General features: G+C 74.1%; 23 protein-coding genes. 9 read left to right on the forward strand and 14 right to left on the reverse strand.

What is annotated here, in order from left to right:
• Position 1 precedes the first annotated feature (1 nt).
• On the reverse strand, positions 2-2,278 hold the full coding sequence (locus H505_RS0103965; RefSeq protein ID WP_026400933.1) for a molybdopterin cofactor-binding domain-containing protein: 2,277 nt from the start codon (positions 2,276-2,278) through the stop codon (positions 2-4).
• 238 nt (positions 2,279-2,516) lie between these two features.
• Entirely contained in the window at positions 2,517-3,278 is a 762-nt protein-coding gene (locus H505_RS0103970; protein ID WP_026400934.1) for a DUF899 family protein, read from the reverse strand.
• Between the two features lie 372 nt (positions 3,279-3,650).
• Here H505_RS0103970 and H505_RS47275 point away from each other — a divergent pair, with 372 nt between their 5' ends.
• Both H505_RS47275 and H505_RS0103985 read left to right on the forward strand, forming a co-directional pair.
• Positions 3,651-4,454, forward strand: a complete 804-nt coding sequence (locus H505_RS47275) for an alpha/beta hydrolase (protein ID WP_051300179.1) — start codon at positions 3,651-3,653, stop codon at positions 4,452-4,454.
• A gap of 257 nt (positions 4,455-4,711) precedes the next feature.
• The gene (locus H505_RS0103985) at positions 4,712-5,470 is read left to right on the forward strand and encodes a class I SAM-dependent methyltransferase (protein ID WP_034516530.1); all 759 of its coding nucleotides are present in this window, start codon (positions 4,712-4,714) and stop codon (positions 5,468-5,470) included.
• 12 nt (positions 5,471-5,482) lie between these two features.
• Here H505_RS0103985 and H505_RS0103990 read toward each other — a convergent pair whose 3' ends face one another.
• The 4 genes from H505_RS0103990 to H505_RS0104005 are packed head-to-tail and all read right to left on the reverse strand — an operon-like array spanning position 5,483 to position 11,031.
• Positions 5,483-6,094 (reverse strand): PaaI family thioesterase, encoded by a 612-nt coding sequence (locus tag H505_RS0103990; protein WP_051300181.1) that lies wholly within the window; start codon positions 6,092-6,094, stop codon positions 5,483-5,485.
• Complete coding sequence (locus H505_RS0103995) at positions 6,091-8,256, reverse strand: acyl-CoA dehydrogenase family protein (RefSeq protein WP_026400937.1); 2,166 nt, start codon at positions 8,254-8,256, stop codon at positions 6,091-6,093. Before H505_RS0103995 ends, H505_RS0103990 begins: the two co-directional genes overlap by 4 nt.
• 2 nt (positions 8,257-8,258) lie before the next feature.
• Positions 8,259-9,419: a steroid 3-ketoacyl-CoA thiolase gene (locus tag H505_RS0104000; RefSeq protein ID WP_026400938.1), complete on the reverse strand. Its 1,161-nt coding sequence runs from the start codon at positions 9,417-9,419 to the stop codon at positions 8,259-8,261.
• Positions 9,412-11,031, reverse strand: coding sequence for an acyl-CoA synthetase (locus tag H505_RS0104005; protein ID WP_026400939.1), 1,620 nt, complete (start codon positions 11,029-11,031; stop codon positions 9,412-9,414). The genes H505_RS0104000 and H505_RS0104005 overlap by 8 nt, the downstream gene beginning before the upstream one ends.
• Before the next feature lie 170 nt (positions 11,032-11,201).
• Here H505_RS0104005 and H505_RS0104010 point away from each other — a divergent pair, with 170 nt between their 5' ends.
• A complete protein-coding gene (locus tag H505_RS0104010) occupies positions 11,202-12,125 on the forward strand; it encodes a 3-oxoacyl-ACP reductase (protein WP_026400940.1) in 924 nt (307 codons plus the stop codon).
• Between the two features lie 55 nt (positions 12,126-12,180).
• Here the strand turns inward: H505_RS0104010 and H505_RS0104015 are convergent, their stop codons facing one another.
• From H505_RS0104015 to H505_RS0104025, 3 genes are all read right to left on the reverse strand, one after another.
• Positions 12,181-12,969 carry an SDR family oxidoreductase gene (locus H505_RS0104015; protein WP_026400941.1) on the reverse strand — a complete coding sequence of 263 codons (789 nt, stop codon included), beginning with the start codon at positions 12,967-12,969 and terminating at the stop codon, positions 12,181-12,183.
• Positions 12,970-12,982: 13 nt separating this feature from the next.
• Positions 12,983-13,732, reverse strand: a complete 750-nt coding sequence (locus H505_RS0104020) for an SDR family NAD(P)-dependent oxidoreductase (protein WP_026400942.1) — start codon at positions 13,730-13,732, stop codon at positions 12,983-12,985.
• A gap of 63 nt (positions 13,733-13,795) precedes the next feature.
• Positions 13,796-14,410, reverse strand: coding sequence for a TetR/AcrR family transcriptional regulator (locus tag H505_RS0104025; RefSeq protein WP_026400943.1), 615 nt, complete (start codon positions 14,408-14,410; stop codon positions 13,796-13,798).
• A gap of 150 nt (positions 14,411-14,560) precedes the next feature.
• Here H505_RS0104025 and H505_RS0104030 point away from each other — a divergent pair, with 150 nt between their 5' ends.
• Both H505_RS0104030 and H505_RS0104035 read left to right on the forward strand, forming a co-directional pair.
• Positions 14,561-16,078, forward strand: a complete 1,518-nt coding sequence (locus H505_RS0104030; RefSeq protein ID WP_026400944.1) for an FAD-binding protein — start codon at positions 14,561-14,563, stop codon at positions 16,076-16,078.
• Positions 16,079-16,080: 2 nt separating this feature from the next.
• Complete coding sequence (locus tag H505_RS0104035) at positions 16,081-17,259, forward strand: alpha/beta hydrolase family protein (protein WP_026400945.1); 1,179 nt, start codon at positions 16,081-16,083, stop codon at positions 17,257-17,259.
• A 39-nt stretch (positions 17,260-17,298) separates the two neighbouring features.
• Here H505_RS0104035 and H505_RS0104040 read toward each other — a convergent pair whose 3' ends face one another.
• From H505_RS0104040 to hsaA, 5 genes are all read right to left on the reverse strand, one after another.
• Positions 17,299-18,504, reverse strand: coding sequence for a phospholipase D-like domain-containing protein (locus H505_RS0104040; protein ID WP_051300184.1), 1,206 nt, complete (start codon positions 18,502-18,504; stop codon positions 17,299-17,301).
• A gap of 29 nt (positions 18,505-18,533) precedes the next feature.
• Positions 18,534-18,776: a DUF6411 family protein gene (locus H505_RS0104045; protein WP_026400947.1), complete on the reverse strand. Its 243-nt coding sequence runs from the start codon at positions 18,774-18,776 to the stop codon at positions 18,534-18,536.
• A gap of 135 nt (positions 18,777-18,911) precedes the next feature.
• Positions 18,912-19,244, reverse strand: a complete 333-nt coding sequence (locus tag H505_RS0104050; RefSeq protein ID WP_026400948.1) for a helix-turn-helix domain-containing protein — start codon at positions 19,242-19,244, stop codon at positions 18,912-18,914.
• A complete protein-coding gene (locus tag H505_RS39690; protein ID WP_245592428.1) occupies positions 19,241-19,387 on the reverse strand; it encodes a type II toxin-antitoxin system RelE/ParE family toxin in 147 nt (48 codons plus the stop codon). Before H505_RS39690 ends, H505_RS0104050 begins: the two co-directional genes overlap by 4 nt.
• A gap of 61 nt (positions 19,388-19,448) precedes the next feature.
• Positions 19,449-20,615, reverse strand: coding sequence for a 3-hydroxy-9,10-secoandrosta-1,3,5(10)-triene-9,17-dione monooxygenase oxygenase subunit (hsaA, locus tag H505_RS0104060; RefSeq protein WP_026400949.1), 1,167 nt, complete (start codon positions 20,613-20,615; stop codon positions 19,449-19,451).
• A gap of 158 nt (positions 20,616-20,773) precedes the next feature.
• Here hsaA and H505_RS0104065 point away from each other — a divergent pair, with 158 nt between their 5' ends.
• From H505_RS0104065 to H505_RS0104080, 4 genes are read left to right on the forward strand one after another with little or no spacing between them, the layout of a single operon-like run.
• Positions 20,774-21,934 (forward strand): 3-ketosteroid-9-alpha-monooxygenase, oxygenase component, encoded by a 1,161-nt coding sequence (locus H505_RS0104065; RefSeq protein ID WP_026400950.1) that lies wholly within the window; start codon positions 20,774-20,776, stop codon positions 21,932-21,934.
• On the forward strand, positions 21,931-22,173 hold the full coding sequence (locus H505_RS0104070; RefSeq protein WP_026400951.1) for a hypothetical protein: 243 nt from the start codon (positions 21,931-21,933) through the stop codon (positions 22,171-22,173). Before H505_RS0104065 ends, H505_RS0104070 begins: the two co-directional genes overlap by 4 nt.
• Positions 22,166-22,978 (forward strand): SDR family NAD(P)-dependent oxidoreductase, encoded by an 813-nt coding sequence (locus H505_RS0104075; protein ID WP_026400952.1) that lies wholly within the window; start codon positions 22,166-22,168, stop codon positions 22,976-22,978. Before H505_RS0104070 ends, H505_RS0104075 begins: the two co-directional genes overlap by 8 nt.
• On the forward strand, positions 22,975-23,769 hold the full coding sequence (locus tag H505_RS0104080) for an SDR family NAD(P)-dependent oxidoreductase (protein WP_026400953.1): 795 nt from the start codon (positions 22,975-22,977) through the stop codon (positions 23,767-23,769). The genes H505_RS0104075 and H505_RS0104080 overlap by 4 nt, the downstream gene beginning before the upstream one ends.
• The last annotated feature ends 56 nt before the right edge of the window (positions 23,770-23,825 follow it).

Genomic DNA, 23,825 nt, shown 5'->3' on the forward strand with positions numbered 1-23,825 from the left:
CTTAGAACGCGCGGTCCAGGCCGTCGACCGGGGACTGCGGTGTGGACGGCTGCAACGGGAGGGGCTCGAAGGCGAGCGTGTCGTGGTTGATGGGGAACCGGGTCGGCATCGTCCCGGTCGCGCGGGCGTAGGCGCACGCCACGGCCGCGAGGGCGGGCGCCACCGCCAGCTCGCCCGCGCCGCCCGGCTCGTCCTCGCTCGGCGGCATGACGATCACGCGCGTCTCCGGCGGGGTGTTCCACTGCCGCGTGTAGAAGTAGTTGTCCCAGCTGCCTTCCAGCGGGACGCCGTCCCTCATGTGGAGGCTGGACGTCAGCGCCATCGCGATGCCGTCGTTGAGGCCGCCGATCATCTGCGCGTCCAGGCCGCGCGGGTTGATCGGCAGGCCCACGTCCACCACGACCAGCGCGCGCGTCACGCGCGGGCCGGTGACGCCGTTGCGGATCGGGCGGTTCACGGTCTCGGGGCGGCAGTCGATCTCGACGAGCACCGCGCACGCCGACCGGTACTCGCCGGCGAGCGCGACGCCCTGCGCGACCCCCGCGGGCAGCGACCGCCCCCAGTCGCCTTCGGACGCCGCCCGGTCCAGGACGGCCCGCAGCTTCCCGTCGTCCAGGAAGGCGCGGCGGAACGCGACCGGGTCCTTGCCCATCTCGGCGGCGAGCCGGTCGACGACGAGTTCCCGCGCGCACACGACGTTCGGCGAGTACACGTTGCGCATGCTGCCGGTCTTGAACTTCAGCGGGATCTCGGTCAGCGTCTGCTTGGTCGGCCCGAACCGGTACGGCGACGACTGGCTCAGGTGGAAGAAGACCTGGGCGACGGCGTCGTTCACCAGGACCGGGATGTCGGCCGCGTTCGCGCTGATCATGTCGCCGAAGCCGTGGCTGAAGCTGGTCTCGGTGCTGACGTGCCGCTGCTCGTAGGACACGACGTCCCCGCCCCGGTAGGCGGCGCGCACCCGGGAGACCGACATCGGATGCACGCGCCCCTGCCGGACGCTGTCCGTCCGCGACCACGACAGCTTGACCGGCTTGCCCATCTTCTTCGAGATCTCCGCGGCCTCGACCGCCGCGTCCGGATGCAGGTGCCGCCCGAACGACCCGCCGCCCTCCACCACGTGCACCTTCACCTGGGACACCCGCAGGCCCAGCCGCTTCGCGATCTCCGCCTGCGCGTCGCCCGGGACCTTCAGGCTCGCCCAGACCTCCGCGCTCCCCGACCGGACGTCCGCGACCGCGGCGTCCGGCTCCAGCGGCGAGTTGCTCGCGAACATGAACGCGAACTCGGCGTCGACCGTCCGGCTGAACAGCGGCGCCCCGCCCACCCGCGGCACCGCTCTCTTCAGCTTCGCCAGGACCGTGTCGTCCGACTCCCCCGCCACCGGACCCGGACGCCACGACACCTCCAGCGCCCGGAGCGCGTCGATGCACTGGCCGAACGTCCGTCCCCGCACCGCCACGCCGTGCTTCAGCACCGCGACGTCGGTGATCCCCGGCATCGCCGCCACCTCGGCGGCGTTGCCCACCGACGCGACCGTCCCGTCGATCGTCGGCGGGCGCCGCACCATCGTGGGCAGCGCGTCCGGAACGTCCAGGTCCATGGCGAACCGCTTGCGGCCCGTGACGGCGTCGAGGGCGTCCACCCGCGTCGTCGGCTTCCCCACGACCGCGAACTCCGCCGCCTTCTTCGGCGTCGCCGACACCCGGGTCGTGCGGGTCACCGCCGCGGCCTTCGCGAGCGACCCGTAGGTCGCGCGCCGCCCGCCCCCGACCACCGCGCCGTCCTCGGTCGTCAGCTTGCCGGCATCCACGTTCCAGGCCCGCGCGGCGGTCGCCACCAGCCGCTCCCGCGCGATGGCCGCCGCCGTCCGCACCGGCCCGTACAGCGACCGCATCGACGTGGAACCGCCGGTGAACTGGTTGAACAGCAGCTCGGGCCGCGCGTCCGACAGCGACACCCGCACCTTGTCCAGCGGCAGGTCCATCTCCTCGGCGATCAGCATCGCGACGGCCGTGGTGATCCCCTGCCCCACCTCCGCGCGCGGCAGCGCGAACGCGGCCGTCCCGTCCTCGCCCACCTGGACGGCGACCAGCCCGGACGTCGGCGCCGACGCGAGCTTCACCAGGTCGCCGACGTCGAAGATCTCCTCCGGCTGCGGCGGCGTCGGGCTCGCCGCCGCCGGACCCCCCGTCCACTGCACGGCCACCGCCAGCGTCGGCGCCGTGACCAGATAGCCGAGGAACCTCCGGCGCCGCACGCCCGGTCCGTCCTCCATGGCGGCCTCCCGCTGTGGTAACTGACCACTTACGGGCGCAGCATCGCACACCGCCCCCACCCCGGGGAAGACCTTATTGGCGGATCGCCAATAACACTCCCGTCACACTCCGGTCAGCCCGAACACCGTCAGCGTCCACCCCGCCGAGCACGCCCGTCCCCCGCGCGAAGCCCGCATTGTGGGGGTGACGGCGTCGCGAACAGGACACGCCGCCACCCGACCACAGCGGGCCGCGAGATCAGTGGTACGGGCCGTGGCGGCCGAGGGTGTCGACGGGCCCCGCGCCGGGGCGCGTCCACTGCGGTACCGGGCGGCTCGTCGGGCCCCAGGTGGCATTGCCGTCCGCGTCCGAGCGCCAGTACCAGCACGGGACGTCGCCCTCGGGCCAGCCCTCCGGATTGTCCTGCCACGCCTCGCCGCGGCCGTAGGGCGTCATGTCGAGCAGGGCCATGGAGCCGTTGACCGGCTCCGTGCCTCGGCCCGTCGTGGAGTAGGTGAGGAACGTGCGCTCACCGTCGCGCAGGAAACTGGTCGCGTACCCCATCGCGCCGCCGACCGGCTCGTCCACACCGCGCACCGAGTACCAGGGCTCGGTGTAGCCCATGAAGTCGACGTAGGCGTCCACCTCGTCCCACTCGCCCGTCGTCAGCACGGCGTACGAGACGCCGCGGGCATTGAGGTAGACGGCGTCCTTCATGTGCCACACCGTGGTGGTGCAGCCCTCGCACTGGCCCTGCGGCGGCGCGTCGTCGTACCACATGTGCTTGTAGACGACGAGTTCCTCGCGGCCCTGGAACAGGTCGACGAACGGCACCGGACCGTCGGGCCCGACGATCTCGACCGTCCCGTCGAACTCCACCATCGGCAGCCGGCGCCGCGCCGCGGCGATCGCGTCACCCTCGCGCGTGTGGGCCTTCTCGCGGACCAGCAGCTCGTCCCGGGCCGCGCGCCAGGTGTCCATGTCGACGACGGGCGGACGCCCGGGCAGGTCGTCGGTCATCGTGTCCTCCGTTGTCTCTGTCGCATCGCTCGTCCGAACAGACCCGTACCCCGTTCCGAACTCATCGCGCCCGGGGAGAGAATCGGCCCCCTGGCTCCGGCGGGCGGAGCTCAGCGTGGAGGAGAGCGACCCCCGCGCGCGAGCGCTGTACGAGCGCTCGGGGCCGCGTTCGACCGCCGCCCCGAGTCCTGGGACGAACCGGCACCCGACGGGTCGATCCGCCGGTACGAGACGGTCTGCACGGTGATGCGCAAAGACCTCGCGCAGGCCCGACCCGCGAGCGTTCGAGTCGACCGCCCTGCGCGTCCAGAAACAGGGTTCTCCGGTGCTAGATCACGAAATTGGCTACTTTCGGGGCATGGGGGCGAGGGCATGAGCGGCATATCGCGGCGGGGTTTCCTGGCCGCGGCGGGCGTGCTGGCGGCCGGAGGCGGTGCCGCCGCGCTGGTGGAGGCGGGCGTCCTGCCCGGCAAGGAACGCGCGGCACGGGCCCTGGGCCGCTGCGGCGAGATGCCCGCTCCCCCGGCGGTGCCGACCGGACCGGTGCAGGAGCACACTCTGCGCTTGGGCGGCGAGTCCGTGCGCGCAGTGATCGGCCGTCCGCCCGGCGCCCGGCCCGGCTCCCGGCTGCCGGTCGCCGTCCTGCTGCACGGCGGCGGCGGAAACGCGCGCACGCCCTTTGACATGTACGCGATCCAGAACTACCTGGCCGACGCGGTGGCCCAGGGCACGCCGCCGTTCGCCGTGGCGTCCGTGGACCACTGGTACCGCGACGGCCTCGTCACCGACCACCTGCTCCCGTTCCTGGCCGACCAGGGGTTGGAGACCGGACGCTTCGGCCTGCTCGGCTGGTCGATGGGCGGAGACGGCGCCCTGCGCCTGGCGGCGGAGCAACGCGCGCGAGTGGCCGCGGTCGTGGCGACGTCACCCGCCATCGACGACGCGAAGGCCCGAGCCTACGCCCGGCGGCTGACCGGCATCCCGGTGTGGGCCGCGTGCGGCAGCCACGACTCCTTCGCCGACCCGACCGAGCGACTCCTCGCGTCCCTGCGCGATGCGGGCGAGGACCCAGAAGGCGGGATCTACGCGGGCTGCCACGACGCGGCGTTCCGCCGCAAAATGCTCCCCCGCCAACTCCCATTCCTGGGCCGCCACCTGACCGGCTCCGCCGACTGACCCACCCGTCACCCCCCGAGTTCGCCCCGCTTCACTCGGGAGAGCAGGTCGGCGAACGCCGCCCGATCAAGCGCCAGATGCCCGGCCTCCCGGCGCTGGAGAGCGGGCACGAGGAAGGGGGGCGCGGGCTGCATCTGGTGCGGGCGGTGGCGGCGGAGTGCGGGGTCCGTAGGACCGGGCCGTCCGGCAAGTGGGTCTGGGCGAGGGTCGCCGCCGGGTGCCCGTAAATCGGTTGCGCCCGTGGGGATGATGGGCGGGTGCGCGATTTCGATGATCTGGTCGCGGAGGCCGAGGCGGCGCCCGTCGAGGGGTGGGACTTCTCGTGGTTCGAGGGGCGGGCCACCGAGGAGCGGCCGTCGTGGGGTTACCAGCGGTCGATGAGCCGGCGGTTGCGGGAGGCCGGGGCCGCCCTGGACGTCCAGACGGGCGGGGGCGAGGTGCTCGCGGGGGCCGAGGCGTTCCCGCGGACGATGGTGGCCACGGAGGGGTGGCCGCCGAACGTCGCGAAGGCGACGCGGCTGCTGCATCCGCGCGGGGTCGTCGTGGTGGCGGACCCGGACGAGCCGCCGCTGCCGTTCGCCGACGGGGCGTTCGACCTGGTGACCAGCAGGCATCCGGCGACGGTGTGGTGGGGCGAGATCGCGCGGGTGCTCCGGCCCGGCGGGACGTACTTCGCGCAGCACGTCGGGCCCGGGACGGTGTGGGAGCTCGTCGAGTACTTCCTCGGCCCGCAGCCGGACGCGAAGCACAGGCGGCATCCGGACGTGGAGCGGGCCGACGCCGAGGCGGCGGGGCTCGAGGTGGTCGAGATGCGGATGGAGCGGCTCCGGATGGAGTTCTTCGACGTGGGGGCGGTCGTCCACTTCCTGCGGAAGGTCGTGTGGACGGTTCCGGGGTTCACGGTCGAGAAGTACCGGGAGCGGCTGCGGGACCTCGACGCGGGGATCCGCGCGGGCGGGCCGTTCGTCGCCCATTCCACGCGCGTCCTGGTCGAGGCCCGCAAGCCCGGCGGGTGACGCCCCCTCCGGTCAGCGGGGGCGGGGCGGGTATGTGGCGATGAACAGGCCCTCGGCGGTGACGCAGTCGCGGCCGTTGTGGCGGATGGCGCCGACCGTGCGGATCTTGCGGCCGTCCACGGACACCTGGCGGGCGGAGACGGTCAGGGGTTCGAAGAGGGGCGTCAGGCGGTGGTAGCGGAGGGTGAGTTCGGCGGTCATGCCGGACGCCCCCGCCCAGCCGTTCGCGACGCCGAGGGTGTGGTCGAGCAGGAGGGACGAGACGCCGCCGTGGACGCTCGACGGCGGCCCCTGGTACGGGAGGTCGAGGGTGGTCTCGGCCTCGATGCCGCCGTCCGGGGTGCCCGTGTACTCCAGCGGCGGGGCGATGGGGTTCTCGGGGCCGGTGGCCGGGTCGTGGCGGGTGTTGCCGTCGCCCCGCCACATGTCGACGAGGCGGTCGTGCAGGGCGGGCGCGGCGGCTTCGAGGTCGTCGGCGACGGCGTTGAGGCGGTCGGCGACGTCGGCCATGTCGGCGGTGGAGATGTCCCCGGCGCGGACGAGCGCGGCGATGACGCGGCGGGCGGCGGCGGAGGCGGCGTCGACGCCGCTGCGGCGGGGGGACGCCTGGAGGTCGATCGTCACGCGGGCCTCCCGGTCGGCTGCGGGTCGCGGGGCAGGCCGAGGATGCGCTCGCCGATGATGTTCAGCTGGACGTCCGTGGTGCCTCCGGCGATCGACATGTTGCGGGAGTTCAGGAACATCCACGTGGGGTCCTGCATGCCGCCGGGGCCCTCGCCGGTGAGGGCGCCGGGGCCGATCCAGTCGACGGCCGTCTCCCACACCTGCTGGATGTGCTCGACGCCGATGAGCTTGCCGATGGACGACTCGGCGCCCGGCTGCCCGCCGGCGAGCGAGCGCAGGGTGGTGCGGAGGCCGAACAGGCTGCTCGACTGGGCGTCGCAGAGGATGCCGCCGAGGGTGGCGAGGCGCTCGTCGTCGTCCGTCCGGACGAGCTTGAGGAGGGCCTCGCCGCCGCTGCCGAGGGACGAGTCGTTGGACAGCGACACCCGCTCGTTCGCGAGGGTGGTGCGGGCGAGCTTCCAGCCGTCGCCGGGGCGCCCGACGAGCAGGTCGTCCGGGATGAACACGCCGTCGAGGAACACCTCGTTGAACAGGGTGTCGCCGGTCAGCTCCCGGAGGGGGCGGATGTCGATGCCGGGCGCCTTCATGTCGAGGAGGAAGTACGACAGGCCCTTGTGCTTGGGGACGGACGCGTCGGTGCGGGCGAGCAGGATGCCCCAGTCGGCCTCGCGGGCCATGGACGTCCACACCTTCTGCCCGCTGATCTTCCAGCCGCCGTCGACCTTCTCGGCGCGGGTGCTCAGCGCGGCGAGGTCGGAGCCCGCGCCGGGCTCGCTGAACAGCTGGCACCAGCGGAGGTCGCCGCGCAGGGACGGCGGCAGGAAGCGCTCGTGCTGGGCGGGCGAGCCGTGCGCGATGAGCGTCGGCACCACCCAGTTGCCGATGATCATGTCGTGGGCGCGCAGGCCGGCGGCGCGCATCTCCTCGGCGATGACGAGCTGGGTGACGGCGTCGGCGCCCTTGCCCCAGGGGGCCGGGAGGTGCGGGGACGTGTAGCCGCGGTCGGCGAGGTAGTCGATGCGCTCCTTGCCGGTGAGGGCCCGCGCGGGGTCGAGTTCGGCGCGGACGTCGGTGCGGATCGCGTCGGCCTCGGGCGGGAGCTCGACGGACAGCTCGCGGCGGACGCCGTCGAGGGTGAGGCGCGCGACGCGGCGGCGCCAGTCGCCCGTGGAGCCGAGGAGGACGCGGAGGGTCTGCGCGCGGCGCAGGTACAGGCTCGCGTCGTGCTCCCACGTGAAGCCGATGCCGCCGAGCGTCTGGATGCAGTCCTTCGCGGTGGTGAAGGCGGCGTGCGGGGCGGTCGCGCCGGCGACGGCGGCGGCGAGGGACGCCTCGCGGGGGTCGGCGGTGTCGTGGGCGCGGGCGGCGTCCCACGCGCAGGCGCGGGCCTGCTCGGCGTGCGCGAGCATGCGGGCGCAGCGGTGCTTGACGCCCTGGAACTGGCCGATCGGACGGCCGAACTGCTCGCGGACCTTCGCGTACTCGGCGGCGGTCGCGGTCGCCCGGTCGGCGAGGCCGGAGGACTCGGCGGCGAACAGGACGGCCGCGAGGTCGAGCACGGTGCGGGTGCCGAGGTCGAGCGTCGCGTCCGGGACGGCGCCGTCGGCGTGCAGGCGGCCGAGGCGGCGGGTCAGGTCGTGGCTCGGGAGCTCCTCGGCGGGCGCGCCGGACAGGACGACCCACGCCGTCCGGTCGCCGGCGCGGGCGGGGACGACGAGGACGTCGGCGAGGTGCGCGCCCATGATCGGCTCGGACGTCCCGTGGAGCGTTCCGTCGGCGCGCAGTTCGAGGCCGCCGGGGCGGAGGCCGACGGCGCCGAGCGCCGCGCCGGACGCGAGTCCCGCGAGGTGGTCGCGGTGCCCCGCGCGGTGCAGGACGGCGCTCGCGAGGACGGTCGGGAGGAACGGCCCGGGGGTCATCGCGCGGCCGAGCTCCTCGAGGGCGACGGCGAGTTCGAGCAGCCCGTACCCGGCGCCGCCGGCGTCCTCGGGGAGGTGCAGGCCGAGGAGGCCCTGGGCGGCGAGGTCGTCCCAGAACGGCGGGAGCTTCTCGCGGTCGGCGTCCACGGCGGCGCGCACGGCGGCCTGCGTCACCTGGCGGGCCGTGAAGGCGCGGACGGCGTCGCGGAGGTCGCGGTGCTCCTCGGTCAGTCCGATGGTCATGCTCAGATCCGTTCGATGATGGTGGCGGTGGAGTGCGCGCCGCCCGCGCACATGGTGACGAGGGCGGTGGTGCGGTCGGCGCGCTCCAGCTCGTTGACCGCCTGGGTGATCAGCCGGGCGCCGGTGGAGCCGACGGCGTGGCCGAGGGCGATGGCGCCGCCGTTGACGTTGACCTTGTCCATGTCGGCGCCGAGGACGCCCGCCCAGGACAGGACGACGGACGCGAACGCCTCGTTGATCTCGACGAGGTCGATGTCGGACAGCTTCATGCCGGCGCGGTCGAGGACGTCGCGGGTCGAGTCGATGGGGCCGTCGAGGTGGTAGTGCGGGTCGGAGCCGACCATGGTGGACGCGACGATGCGGGCGCGGGGCCGCAGCCCGAGTTCGGCGGCGCGCTCGCGGGACATCAGCAGGACGGCGGCGGCGCCGTCGCTGATCTGCGAGGAGTTGCCCGCGGTGTGGACGCCGTCCGGGATGACCGGGTTGAGGGCGGCGAGTTTCTCCGGGGACGTCTCGCGGAGGCCCTGGTCGCGGGTGACGACCGCGGTCTCGCCGGTCGGGCCCTCCTTGGACATGACGGGCGCTTCGACCTCGATGATCTGGCCCGCGAAGCGGTCCTCGGCCCAGGCGCGGGCCGCCTTCCGCTGGGAGTCGAGGCCGAGCGCGTCGGCGTCCGCGCGGGTGATGCCCCGGTTCTTCGCGATGCGTTCGGCGGCGGTGAACTGGTCGGGGTAGTCGAAGTCCCAGCCGTCCGGCATGGGGCTGCCGGTCTCGGGGGTGAGGGCCTGGCCGAGGAAGACGCGGCTCATGGCCTCGACGCCGCAGCCGACGCCGGTGTGGATCGTTCCCGCGGCGATCAGCCCGGCGACGAGGTGGACGGCCTGCTGGGACGAGCCGCACGCGCAGTCGATGCTGGTGCAGGCGGTCGTGTACGGGAGGCCCGCGTACAGCCAGGCGTTGCGGGTGACGTTGTTCGCCTGCTCGCCCGCCTGGGTGACGCAGCCGCCGACGACCTGCCCGACCGTGGCCGGGTCGACGCCGAGCCGGTCGAGGAGGCCCTTCTGGGTGGCGCCGAGGAGCTGCGCCGGGTGCAGGCCCGACAGGGCGCCGTGCCGCTTGCCGACCGGGGTGCGGGCGGCGTCGACGATGACGGCTTCAGGCATGGGGGGTTCCTTCCTGCCCGGTCAGGACGCGCTTGGCCCAGCGGTAGTCGGCCTTGCCGCTGGGCGAGCGCATCACCGCGCCGGTGAACGTGATCAGTGCCGGGATCTTGTAGCCGGCGAGGTGGCCGCGGCAGTGCGCGCGGAGTTCGTCGGCGGTCGGGGCGGTGCCGGGGCGGGCCTCCACGACGGCGGCGACGCGCTCGCCGAACCGCTCGTCGGGGACGCCCGCGACCAGCGCGTCCATCACCGCGGGGTGGGCCTTGAGGGCCTGCTCGACCTCTTCGGGGAAGACCTTCTCGCCGCCGGTGTTGATGCAGCCGGAGCCGCGGCCGAGGACGACGACGGTGCCGTCGGCCTCGACGCGGGCCATGTCGCCGAGGACCGACCAGCGGACGCCGTCGATGACGGGGAACGTGGCGGCGGTCTTCTCGGGGTCGTTGTGGTAGCCGAGCGGGACGTGCCCGCTGCGCGCGATGTAGCCGGGTTCGTCCGATCCGGGCGGGATCGGGCGCAGCGCCGCGTCGACGACGGTGACGCGGGGGTTCGGCGACAGCCGCATGAGGCCGTCGGCGCCGACCGCGATGGTGCCGTCCACGCCCGACTCGGAGGCGCCGAACCCGTTGTTGACGTGCAGGTCCGGGATCAGCTCGGCGAACTCCTCCTGCACGCTGCGGGACAGGATCGCGCCGCCGGAGCCGAGCACCTTGACCGACGACAGGTCGTACGCGGCGCCGTGCGCGCGGATCGCGTCGGCGAGCGGGCGGGCGATGGCGTCGCCGACGACCATGACGATCAGCGGCTTCTCGCGCTCGATGAGCCGGAGCGCCTCGACGGGCTCGAAGCGGCGCATCAGCACGGTCGGGGAGCCGGTGAGCAGCGCGCTCAGCAGGTTGTAGGTCGCGGCGCCGTGCATGAGCGGCGCGGTGACCAGGTAGGTGAGGGGGAAGCCGGACTCGGCGGCGGCGGCGAGCGCCTCGGCGCTGCGGTGCGGCTCGCCGTAGTGGTTCCCGCCGCGCAGCGCGGCCATGTAGAAGTCCTCGTGCCGCCAGACGACGCCCTTGGGCAGGCCGGTGGTGCCGCCGGTGTAGATGATGAACCGGTCGTCGGGCGAGCGGCCGTCGCGCGGCGCGGCGGCGCCGTCCGGGACGTCCGGGTAGGCGGCGACGGCGATGCGGTCCGGCCAGGGCTCCTTCTCGGCCGGGCCGTCGCCGTCGCCGTCGCCGATGACGATCGCGAGGCGGAGCGCGGGGCAGTCGGCGGCGACGCGGGCGGCGGCGGGCGCGAACTCCGCGCCGACGAACAGGGCGGCGAGGCCCGCGTCGGTGTACAGGTGGTGCAGCTCCCGGTCGGTGTAGCGGAAGTTGATGTTGACCGGGACGGCGCGGGCCTTCACGCACGCCAGCAGCGCCTCGACGTACTCGGGGCCGTTGGTCAGGTGCAGGCCGACGTGCTCGCCGGGCCCGATGCCGGACGCCCGCAGCCGTGCGGCCTGCGCGTCGGCGCGGCGGTCGAGCTCCGCGAACGTGGCCCGGTGGTCGCCGCACACGAGGGCGAGGCGGTCCGGGACCGCCGCCGCCACGGTCTCGAAGAGTGTCGCCAGCTGAAGCGTCATGGGACCGAAGTTAGAATTGATTCTCGCCACCGGACAAGATCAGTCCCACTGAGTGGTTCGCGGCGGTCGGAGCGGGGGTCACCGGCCCGCTGAGCGGGATCGGACCGGCCGCAAAAATAGAATTCGTACTAGCCTCCGTCGGATCATCGCGAACACCGACGGGAGCACCGATGAACGCTGACCTCACCCTGGCGGGGCGCACCGCCGTCGTCACCGGCGCGGGCGCCGGGCTGGGCCGCAGCGAGGCCCTCGCGCTGGCCGGGCAGGGCGCGGCCGTCGTCGTCAACGACATCGGCCCGGCCGCCGAGGACGTCGCCGCCGAGATCCGCGACGCGGGCGGCGAGGCCGTCGCCGTCGCCGGGGACGTCGGCGACTGGACGCTCGGCGAGAAGCTGGTGCAGACGGCCGTGGAGACGTTCGGGAGCCTGGACGTCGTCGTCAACAACGCGGGCGTCCTGCGCGACAAGATGCTGTTCAACCTGTCCGAGTCCGACTGGGACGACGTGGTCCGCGTCCACCTGAAGGGCCACGCGGCCGTGTCCCGCGCCGCCGCCGTGCACTGGCGGGCCGCGAGCAAGGCCGCGGGCGGCCCGGTGTACGGACGGGTGGTCAACACGGCGTCCGAGGCGTTCCTGTTCGGTTCCGCCGGGCAGCCGAACTACTCGGCGGCGAAGGCCGGGATCGTCGCGCTGACCCTGTCCACGGCGCAGGGCCTCGCCCGGTACGGGGTGCGGGCGAACGCGATCTGCCCCCGCGCCCGCACGGCGATGACCGAGGCGTCGTTCGGCGAGGGCACCGCCCCCGGCGGCGTGGACGCCATGGCGCCCGAGCGGGTCGGGACGTTCGTCGGCTACCTCGCGTCCCCCGCCGCCGAGAAGATCAGCGGCCAGGTGTTCGTCGTGTACGGCGACATGGTCGCGCTCATGGCGGCGCCGACCGTGGAGCGCAAGTTCACGGCCGAGAGCGGCGTGTTCTCCCCCGAGGAGTTCGCCGCGCAGGTCACCCCGTACTTCGACGACCGCGACCCGCGCCGCACGTACGCCGCGTGGGACGTCGCCGCGCTCGACACGACGGGCACCAACCAGCCGCGCTGACCCCCGGGCCGGCGGCCGCCCCCGCAGCGCGCGGACGGGGGCGGCCGGCCGCCCGTCAGTACGCCCCGGGCCCGCGCAGCGACGCCTCCGCGCCGCCGTCCACGTAGACGACCTGGCCCGCCATGTGCGAGTTCGCCGGGGAGATCAGCCAGGCGAGCGCCTCCGCGACGACCTCCGGGCCGGCGTACCCGTTCAGCGGCATCGGGACGGCCCGGTCCATCGCCTCCCGCATCTTCGGGTCGGCGAACAGCGGCTCGCTCATCGGCGTCCGGACGACGCCCGGCGCGACCGCGTTCAGCGGGATGCCCGCGCCCGCCCACTCCGCCGAGACCGACGCCGCGCGCAGCCACCGCGCCAGGGCCGCCTTCGACGACGGGTACAGCCGGTTGCCCGCTCCGCGCCCGGCCGCCGCCTCCGCCGCCGCGAGCGCCGCGGGCTCGTCGCCGTCCAGGCAGGCCCGCAGGACGTCGTCGTCCACCGGCTGCGTCCCGGAGATCGACCCGACGGCGGCGGCGCGGGGCCGCCCGGCGCGGGCGAGCGCGGGCCGCAGCCCCGCCAGCAGGGCGACGGCGCCGAAGTGGTTGACCGCGACGGTGAGCGGCGTCGGGCCGGACACGCCCGCGCACGCCACGACGCCGTCGAGCGTCCCGCCCGACCGGTCGAGGACGCCGGCGACGGCGGCGGCCCGGCCCTCCGGCGTGCCGAGGTCGGCGCGGACGTCCGCGTCGCGCAGGTCGACGCCGATGACCTCGTCGCCGCGGTCGCGCAGCAGCTCCGCGAGGGTTCTGCCGATGCCGGAGGCGCTGCCGCTCACCGCGACCGTGCGTCCCGTGGTCCCTGCCATAGATGGGTCTCCTTCACATGTGGGAGCCGCCGTCGACCCGCAGGTCGACGCCGGTCTGGTAGGCGGCGTCGGACGAGCCCGCGTACGCGATCACCGCCGCGATCTGCTCGGCGCGGGCCTGCCCGAACGGGGCGGCGAGCCGCCCGAAGTACGTCGGGTCGACCCCGGCGGGGAACATGTCGGGCGCCCGGGTCAGCGGGGTGTCGGTGCCGCCCGGCGAGACCGACAGCACCCGGACGCGGCGCGGGCTCAGCTCGGCGGCGAGGCTCAGCGAGAACGAGATCACCGCCCCCTTCGACGCCGAGTACGCCGACATGTACGGGTTGCCCTGCACCGCCGACAGGGACGCGACGTTGACGATCGCGCCCGTCCCGTCCGGCAGGTGCGGCGCGGCCTCGCGGCAGAACAGCGCGGTGCCGACCAGGTTCACCTGGAACAGGCGGGTGAGGTCGGCGACGGTCAGGCTGCCGAGCGGCGTGGTCTTGTGGATCCCCGCGACGTTCACCAGCACGTCGATGCCGCCGAGCACCGCGGCCGCGTCCCGGACGGCGTCGACCACCGCGGGCTCGTCGGTGACGTCGGCGACGCGCGTCGCGATCGTCCCCGGGCCGGTGATCGCGGCGGCCGTCTCGGCGAGGCCGTCCGCGGACAGGTCCACCGCGTAGAGGGCGGCGCCCTCGCTCGCGAGGCGGTCCGCGGTGGCCCGCCCGATGCCCGACGCGGCCCCGGTGAGCAGCACTTTCACACCGTCATAGCGCTTCATGACCGCACGGTAGCGACGGCCCGGACGGGACGGCCGGTGCGATCCCGGCCACCGGAACCCGCGTCAGCCGGACGCGTTGGAGCGGGGCGCGAGCAGCAGCCGGCACGCCATCCGGATGTCGCTCTCCACGTCCGCCATGGACGCGCGCCCGTTCAGGCTCATCTGCAGCACCCCGTACCAGCACTGCATGAGCAGCCGCACGAGCCGGACGTCCTGCGCCGTCGGCACCTCGATGCCGATGGCCAGCAGCACGATCTCCTGGAACGTGGTGTCGATCTTGGCGGTGTCGACGACGGTCGCGACGTTCGCGCTGTTCGCGGCGTGCAGCATCGACGCCGACAGCAGCGGCTGCGCCATCAGCGTGCGGCTCGCGGCGACGAGCAGGTCGGCGACCGCGTCCTCCGGGTCGGTGCCGGGCGGCGGCGGGCCGACGCCCTCCCCGAACCGGTCCACCTGCGCGGCCATCACCGCGGTGAACAGGTGCACCTTCGAGGGGAAGTACCGGTAGAGCGTGCCGATGGCCACCCCGGCGGCCTTGGCGACCTCGTGCATCTGGACGCGTTCGAGGGGCTTCTCGCCGCCGATGCGCATGGCGGCGCGCAGGATGCGCTGCCGCCGGTCGTGCTGCTCCGGCGAGCTGGGCTCGGCCGACAGCCGCGCCGACGCGATCCTCGCCACGATCTCCCCCTCCGGCTCCGTCCTGACACGACAATATCTAGCCGCCCGGAACGGTCCGCCGCACACCGATACCGCTCAGTGGGACGCGGGGGCCCGCACGGCCGCACCGCGCTTACGTTTGCCGCGCCGAGATCGCGAAGGGGACGTCACGTGGGCGAATGGACGGACGAGTACGACGTGGTGGTGGCCGGGTCGGGTGCGGGCGCGCTGGCCGGGGCGCTCGCCGCCGCGGCGGGCGGGCGGCGCACCGCCGTCCTGGAGAAGACGGCGCTGCTGGGCGGGACCACCGCCTACGCGGGCGCGTCGATCTGGCTGCCCGGCACCCGGGTGCAGCGGCGCGCAGGGATCGACGACGACTCCACCGAGTCGGCCCGCGCCTACCTGACGGCGCTGCTCGGGGACGGTCCCGCCGCGCTGCGCGAGGCGTTCCTCGAGACCGCGCCGCAGGTCGTCGAGTTCCTGGAGAGCGACCCCGCCGTCGAGTTCGAGTGGCAGGCGTTCCCCGAGTACTACGACGCCCCGGGCCGCACCGCGCGGGGCCGGTCGTTCGTCCCGCTGCCGCTGCCCGCCGAACGGCTCGGCGACCTCGCGGCCCTCGTCCGCCCGCCGGTCGACCGGGACCGCGCCGGACTGGGGCACGACCCGTCCGTCCCGCTGGCGCAGGGCCGCGCGCTGATCGGGCGGCTGCTGCTGGCGTTCACCGGCACCGGGCGCGGCGACGTCCGCACCCGCACGGCACTGACCTCCCTGGTCACGGCGGACGGGCGGGTCGTCGGGGTCGAGGCCGACACCCCGGACGGGCCGGTACGGTTGCGGGCCCGGCACGGGGTGCTGCTCGCCGCGGGCGGGTTCGAGTCGTCCGCCGAGCTGCGCGCCGAGCGGAAGGTGGCCGGGTCGGCGGAGTGGACGATGGCGCCGGACGGCGCGAACACCGGCGACGCGATCGCGGCGGCCGTCGCCGCCGGGGCCGCGACCGGCAACCTGGACGAGGCGTGGTTCTGCCCCGGCCTCCTCGGCCCGGACGGCCGCGCCGCGTTCACCCTCGGCTTCCGCGGCGGCCTCATCGTCGACGGGACGGGCCGCCGGTTCGCCAACGAGTCGCTCCCCTACGACCGCATGGGCCGCGCGATGGCCGCCGCGCAGGGGCCCCTGCACCTGGTCTTCGACGCGAAGACGAAGGGGGCGCCCGCCATCACGATCCCCGCCGCCGACCCCGACGCCCACCTGGCCGCCGGCGCCTGGGCGCGGGCCGACACGCTGGCCGGGCTCGCCGCGGAGATCGGCGTGCCCGGCCCGGCCCTCGCCGCGACCGTCGAACGGTTCAACGGCTTCGCCGCCGCGGGCGCCGACGCGGACTTCCACCGCGGCGAGGACCGCTACGACCGATACTTCACCGGCGGCGGGCACGGCCTCGTCGCCGTCGACCAGGGCCCCTACTACGCGGCCCGGATGGTGGTCAGCGACCTCGGCACCAAGGGCGGGCTCCGCATCGACCCCGACGCCCGCGTGCTCGACGCGTCCGGCCGTCCGATCCCCGGCCTCTACGCGGCGGGCAACACCACCGCGTCCTTCACCGGCCCCGTCTACCCGGGGCCGGGCGTCCCCATCGGCACCGGAATGGCGTTCGCGTACCGGGCCGTGCGGCACATGGCATCCGAGGAGAAGTGAACATGACATCGATCAGGACGCGGGCCGCGCTCGCCGCCGCCGCGGGCGCCGCCGTGGCCGCCGCGACCTTCGGCGCCGCCGTGCCCGCGCAGGCGGACGTCCCGCCCGGCCACCGCGGACGCCTCCTGTCCGCGGGGCCCGTCGCGGGGACGGCGGCGCTGCCGAGCGCCGCCGCCAACCGCACGGTCGCCTACACGTCCGAGGGCGCCGACGGCCGGCCGGTCACCGTGACCGGCACCGTCGCGATCCCCCGGGGGACGCCGCCGCGCGGCGGCTGGCCCGTGCTGAGCTGGGCGCACGGCACGACCGGCACCGCCGACGTCTGCGCCCCCTCCGCCGACACCGCGGACGGCCCCGCGCACGACTACCTCGCGGTCACCGAGCGGTACCTCGACCGGTGGGTCGCGCAGGGGTACGCGGTCGTGCAGACCGACTACGAGGGCCTCGGCACCCCCGGCGGGCACCCGTACATGCACGGCCGCAGCGAGGCGAACGCCGTCGTCGACATCGTCCGCGCCGCCCGCGGCCTCGACCGCCGCATCGGCCGGAACTGGTACGTCGCCGGGCACAGCCAGGGCGGCCACGCGGCCCTGTTCACGGCCGCCGCCCGGCAGACGCCCCGCGACGTGCGCCTGCGGGGCGCGCTCGTCCTCGCGCCCGGCTCGCAGACCAGCGCGACCCCCGAGTACGTGCGGTCCGGGCTCCCGGGCGCCCAGGCGGCGATGCCGTTCCTGTTCGTCCTGCTCACCGGCGCCGAAGCGGCCGACCCGGCGATCGTCCCGGACGACCTGCTGACCGACGAGGCCCTCCCGATGCTCCAGGCCGCCCGGACGTCCGCGTGCACCTTCGGGCTCCGGAAGATGGCCGAGGGCTTCGACCCCACGAAGGTCTTCCGGCCCGACGCCGACCTGGGGCCGCTCGTCGCGTACCTGCGCTCGCAGGAGCCCACGGGCCTGACCCTGCGCGTGCCCGCGCTCGTCCAGCAGGGCACCGCCGACACGCTCGTCTCACCGGAGGCGACGAAGCTGCTGCTCGGCGACCTCTGCGAGCGCCGCGACGCCGTCGCCTACCGCGAGTACGAGGGCGCCGACCACCGCGCGCTGCTCGACGCGTCGTTCGCCGACGGCCTGCGGTACGTCGAGAGCCTGCGCCGCGGCGACGCCCCGCCCTCCGACTGCTGACCGCCCCGGGCCCGCGGCCGGCGCCGCGGGCCCGGCGGCTCACAGGAAGCGGCGGATGGGGACGACCGACGCCTCCATCGCGCGGTGCACGACCCCCCGCCGCCGCCAGCGCCCCGGCTCGACGGGATCGCTGACCGCCAGGTCCCGGGTGAAGTGCTCGTCCAGCTGCGCGGTCACCTCCCGGTCGATGACGGCGAGCATGATCTCCTCGTCGTGGTCGAGGGACCGCCGGTTGATGTTCGTCGAGCCGATCAGCGACGCCGTCCCGTCCATCGTGATGATCTTCGTGTGCAGCATGGACGGCCGGAACTGCGCGATCCGCACCCCCGCGTCCAGCAGCTCGTCGTAGTGCCGCTGCCCCGCGAGCCTGCTGACCCGCTTGTCGGCGTGCCGCCCGGGCAGCAGGATCTCGACCGCCACGCCGCGGCGCGCCGTCCGGCACAGCAGGTCGGTGAAGTAGTCGTCCGGCGCGAAGTAGGCCGTCGCCAGCCGCAGCCGGTGCTGCGCCGACTCCAGCACCACCCGGATCAGGGTCTGCATGTCCTGCCACCCCATGCTGGCCGAGCCCCGCACCACCTGGACGACCGCGTCCCCCGCGGGTTCGTGCGGGCGGAACCGGTCGCGCTCGTCGAACAGCTCGTCGTGGCACTCGGCCCAGTTCTGCGCGAACCCCGCGGCGATGCCGTCCACGGCGGGGCCGCGCACCCGCACGTGGGTGTCGCGCCACTCGCCGCTGTCGCGGGCGTCGCCCTTCCACTCGTCGGCGATGCCCACCCCGCCGGTGAACGCCGTGTGCTCGTCCACGATCAGGACCTTGCGGTGGCACCGGTGGTTCTGCTTGAACGGCGACAGGTACGGCGGCCTCCGGAACCAGGCGACCGTCACCCCCGCCGCGTCCATCGCGTCCAGCAGCTCCTTCTCGATCGGGTGGCTGCCGAAGCCGTCCAGCAGCAGCCGCACCCGCACGCCCGCGCGGGCGCGGTCCGCCAGCGCGCGGGCGAACCGGCTCGCGATGTCGCCCCGCCAGTACACGTACGTCATCATGTCGACGGTGTGCTCGGCGGACGCGATGGCGTCCAGCATCGCGGGGAAGATCTCGTCGCCGTTGCGCAGCGGCTCCACCGCGTTGCCCTCGGTCGCGGCGACCCCGAGCAGCCGCTCCAGCCGCCGCCGCAGTCGCACCGCCTTGGCGCCCGGCTCCCCGGCGCCGCCCGGCGCGGCCCCGTCCAGGGTGATCGACGTCATGCGTCCTCCCGCGTCGTCGGTGTCGGTGGTCAGAACGGTGAGCGGAACCGGGCCCGGCGCCCCGCGGCCCCGCTGCGGCCGACGGCCCGCGACGAGGACCGGAACGGCTTGCTCAGCAGGCGCCCGAGCGGACCCGGCGCCGAGGACCCCGCCCGCGATCCGAACCCCAGCGCCCGCTGGGTCCCCCGCTGCGGATGCCGCGACAGCCTCGGCAGCAGGAACGCCAGCACCAGCAGCACCGCGCACACGCCCACGATGGCGACGACCGCCATGTTCTCGCCCCTTCCGGAGATGTCCTCAACGTCTGGCGACGCTTTACCCCAGACAAACAAAGACATTCCGCCCGATCGACCTCACCGGTCAGGGGCGGGACGCTCCGTTGAGCGCGGCGACCGGCGGCGCGATCGTCAGGCGACCTTCCAGGTGCGGTCACCAAGGGTGGCCACCAGGTCCAGATGACCACCGAGCGCGGTGACGTAGTCGCGCACGACGTCGACCCCCGACACCTCGCCGTGCTCGATCTTCGAGATCCGGGCCTGGCTCACACCGAGCAGCTCGGCCAGTTCGGCCTGGGTCACACCGGCGGCCTTGCGGATCTCGGCAAGCTGGAAGCCGCGAACGTACGCCTCTCGCCGAGCACGCGCCGCGGCCCGGCCGGCCGCCCTTTCCTCCTCGCTGCGAGGATCCAGCGCCGCCGCCTCCGCCTTGACCTCCGACCACTTCTTGAAGTTCGTACTCATCCGTCCTCCTCCTTCAAGGCGATCAGGTGCTCCGTAAAGCGCTCGTCGGCCAGCGGGATGGACTCTTTGTACCAGTTCTCCCAGTTGCCCTCCTTGTCGCCCGCCACGAGGAAGATCGCTTCGCGTACGGGGTCAAAGCACACAAGAATAACCATAAGGTTATGTCGCCCAGCGCGACTTCGCGACTACCGATGGTGCGGCGGGTCAGACGAGGTTGTCTTCGATGGCGAGGCCGAACTCGCCGCGGCCGTACATGGACAGGGCGCGCTCGACGTCGTTGGCGACGTGGACGCTGCCCGCGTGGGCGTCGCGCCAGGCGCGCTCGATCACGTGGCCGCGGCGCAGCGAGTTGCCGCCGGCGGTCTTGAACAGGATGTCGATGGCCTCGATGGCGCGCTCGGTGCCGCGCACCTGGTCGCGGCGGGCGCGCAGGCGGAGCTCCATCGGGATCTCCTCGCCGCGCACCGCGTGGGCGTGCACGTCCCGCATGTTGCGTTCGGTCTGCAGGACGGCCGCGTCGATCTCCGAGGCGGCGCGGGCCACCGCGACCTGCGCGAACTCGTCCTCGACGAAGCGGCCGCCGCCGAGGCTCAGCCGGATCCGGTCGCGCATCTGCGCCACGTACGAGCGGTAGCAGCCCGCGGCCATCCCGATGACGCTGGACGAGACCGTCGTGGTGAAGACCGTGCCGAACGGGAGCCGGTAGAGGGGGCCGGTGTTGACCTTGCGGCCGGGGGCGCGCAGGCGCGCCTGGTCGTAGTTGCGCATCGCGCGGTGCGCCGGGACGAACGCGCGCTCGACGACGATGTCGTCGCTGGCGGTGCCGCGCAGGCCCATCGAGTCCCAGACCCGGCGGATCTCGTAGTCGGCGCGGGGCAGCAGGACGGTCATGAAGTCGACGGGGCGGCCCTCGGCGCCGACGACGAGCCCGCCGAGCAGCACCCAGGACGCGAACTCGCAGCCGGACGAGAACGCCCACCGGCCCGAGATCTCGAAGCCGTCCTCGACGGGGGTGAGCCGGCCGATCGGGGCGTAGGAGGAGGCGATGAGGGTGTCCGGGCCGGCGGCCCACACCTCGCGCTGCGCGGCGTCGGGGAACAGGCCGAGGTGCCACGAGTGGACGCCGAGGACGGCCGCGACCCAGCCGGTGGAGCCGCAGGCGCCGGAGATCTCCCGGACGGCGGCGTAGAACTCGACGGGGTCGCCCTCGGCGCCGCCGTACCGGGCGGGCTGCAACAGCCGGAACACGCCCGCGTCGGTCAGCTTCCTGATGGTGTCGGCGGGGATGCGGCCCTTCTCGTCCACGGTCCGGGCCCGCTCGTCGATGCCCGGCAGCAGCCCGCGCACGGCGTCCAGGACCTCACTGCTCATCCGCCCGCTCCTGTCCTCCTCGTCCGGTTCGTGCAGGACACCACGGGGGCCGGACGGGCGCGCGGAGGCGTCCCGGCCAGCGGGACCGGGCCCCGGACGGCGTGACCTGCGACATAGCGTGCGAACCATCTCGTCCATAGCCGAAGGGATGATCCACCGTGACCGCTGCCGAGTCGGACGCGATCCGCCGCATCGAGGCCGAGGCGATTTCCAGCCGGTTCGCCCGAGGATGGCACTGCCTGGGCCTCGCCGAGAAGTTCAAGGACGGCAAGCCGCACACGATCAACGGGTTCGGCCAGAAGCTCGTGGTCTTCATGGGCGAGGACGGCAAGATCAACGTGCTGGACGGCTACTGCCGGCACATGGGCGGGGACCTGTCCCAGGGCACCGTCAAGGGCAACACGATCGCGTGCCCGTTCCACGACTGGCGCTGGGGCGGCGACGGCCGCTGCAAGGGCATCCCGTACTCGCGTCGGGTGCCGCTGCGCGCGCGCACGGCCGCCTGGCCGACCATGGAGAAGAACCAGCTCCTGTTCGTCTGGAACGACCCCGAGGGCAAGCAGCCCCCGGCGGACGTCACGATCCCCGTCATCGAGGGCGCCACCCGCGACGACTGGACCGACTGGCGCTGGACGGAGCAGATCGTCCACACCAACGCGCGCGAGGTCATCGACAACGTCGTCGACATGGCGCACTTCTTCTACATCCACCAGTCGTTCCCGACGTACTTCAAGAACGTCTTCGAGGGCCAGACGGCCACGCAGATCATGAAGGGCGTGACGCGGGAGGACTCGCGGCGGCAGCGCGAGGGCAGCGGCGGGGGCGGCGGGCCGCGGATGCTCGGCAACACCTCGGTCGCGACCTACCACGGGCCGTCCTTCATGATCGACGAGCTCACGTACCACTACGAGGGCTACGACCTGAAGTCCGTCCTGATCAACTGCCACTACCCGATCGACGAGAACTCGTTCTCGCTGCACTCGGGGATCATCGTCCAGCACAGCGAGGCGCTGCCGCCCGCGGCCGCCGAGGCGACCGCGGAGAAGCTGTCCACGTTCATCCTGGCGGGCTTCCAGCAGGACGTCGAGATCTGGAAGAACAAGACCCGCATCGACAACCCGCTGCTGTGCGAGGAGGACGGCCCCGTCTACCAGCTCCGCCGCTGGTACCAGCAGTTCTACGTGGACGTCGCCGACGTCGAGCCGGAGATGACCGACCGGTTCGAGTACGAGATCGACACCACCCGGCCGGTCGAGTCGTGGAAGAAGGAGGTCGAGGAGAACCTCGCCCGCCTGGACGCGGCGGAGGCCACGGCGTGACGGTGCGGTCCGACGAGCGGCTGGACGGGGCGCCGATGCGTCCCGTCCGCTGCCGCCGCTGCGCCGGCGAGGTGCTGGCCCGCAAGTCCAGCTGGGAGCAGACCAGCATCCAGTGGACGGCCGAGGCGCGGGCCGCGTGCACCGGACTGGACGAGGACGAGCACGGGACGTGCCCGGCGCTGCGCTCGGCCATCCAGGAGGCGGCGCTCACCGGCGGCATCGAGGTCCTCGATGACTGACCCGCCCCCGGGCCGGCTGGCCGGGCGGGTCGCGGTCGTGACGGGCGCCGGGGACGGCATCGGCCGGGGCGTCGCGCGCCGGTTCGCCGCCGAGGGCGCGCGCGTCGTCGTCGCCGAGCTGGACGCGGCCGCCGGTGCGCGGGTCGCCGCCGAGCTGGCCGACGAGTTCGGCGCCGAGGCCCGGTTCGTCCCCACCGACGTGACGGTGCGGTCGCAGGTCGAGGCGATGGTCGCGGCGGCCGTCGACACGTGGGGCTCCGTGGACGTCCTGGTGAACAACGCGTGGGGCGCGGGCACGGTCGGGCGGGTCGAGCACAAGACGGACGAGCAGCTCGCGCGGGGCTTCGCGATGGGCTACTACGGGCCGCTGTGGGCGATGCAGGCCGCGTTCCCGCACATGCGGGCGCGCGGCTGGGGCCGCGTTATCAACATGTGCTCGCTCAACGGCGTCAACGCGCACATGGGCACGCTGGAGTACAACTCCGCCAAGGAGGCGCTCCGGACGCTGACCCGGACCGCGGCGCGCGAGTGGGCGCCGACGGGCGTCGTCGTCAACGCGGTCTGCCCGGGCGCGAAGAGCGCCGCGTTCCGCCGGACGGTCGCGGAGCACCCGGAGATCGAGGCGGCGGCCGACGCCGCCAACCCGATGGGCCGGCTCGGCGACCCGGAGGACGACATCGCGCCGGTCGCGCTGTTCCTGGCGAGCGAGGACGCCCGCTACCTGACCGGCAACACGCTGTTCGCGGACGGCGGTGCGCACATCAACGGGGTCTCCTGGACCCCCGATCTGGACGGAGAAGGATGATCGAGAAGTACGGGCCGTGGGCCGTCATCGCGGGCGGTTCGGAGGGGGTCGGCGCCGCGTTCGCGCACCGGCTGGCCGACGCGGGGGTCAACCTCGTGCTCATCGCCCGCAAGCCCGGCCCGCTCGCCGAGACGGCCGCGTCCGTCCGGGCCAAGGGCGTGGAGGTCCGCACGCTGGAGCTCGACCTGGTCGCGCCCGAGCCGCTGAAGGCGGTCCGGGAGGTCACCGACGGCCTCGAGGTCGGGCTGCTGGTCTTCAACGCGGGCGCGAACAGCTACGGGCACGAGTTCGTCACCGGCGACCTCGACCGCTTCCAGGGCGTCATCGACCTGAACATCACCGCGCAGCTCGCGCTGACCCGCCACTTCGCCGCGCCGATGAAGGAGCGCGGGCGCGGCGGCATCCTGCTCGTGGGGTCGCTCGCCGGGTACATGGGGCAGGCGCAGATCAGCGTGTACTCGGCGGTCAAGGCGTTCGGGCGGGTGTTCGCCGAGGGCCTGTGGCTGGAGCTCCGCGAGCACGGCGTGGACGTCCTGGAGCTGGTGCTCGGCGTCACGCGCACGCCCGCGATGGAGCGCGCGGGCCTCAACATGGACATCCCGGGCCTGAACGTCGCCGAACCGGACGACGTCGCCCGCGAGGGCCTCGAGCACCTCGGCGACGGCCCGGTCTGGGTCGCGGGCGGCAACTACGAGGCGGCGCAGAAGCGCAGCGGGTTCCCGCGCTCGGCGAAGGTCGCGGGCGCGCACGAGGCGATGAAGCGGATGCTTCCGAAGGAATCCGGCGAGTAGGCCGGGGCCGCCGGCGGCGGAGGGCTCACCGCCCCGCGCACGACGTTTACGTAGCG

The organism is Actinomadura rifamycini DSM 43936 (assembly GCF_000425065.1).
Classification (GTDB): domain Bacteria; phylum Actinomycetota; class Actinomycetes; order Streptosporangiales; family Streptosporangiaceae; genus Spirillospora; species Spirillospora rifamycini.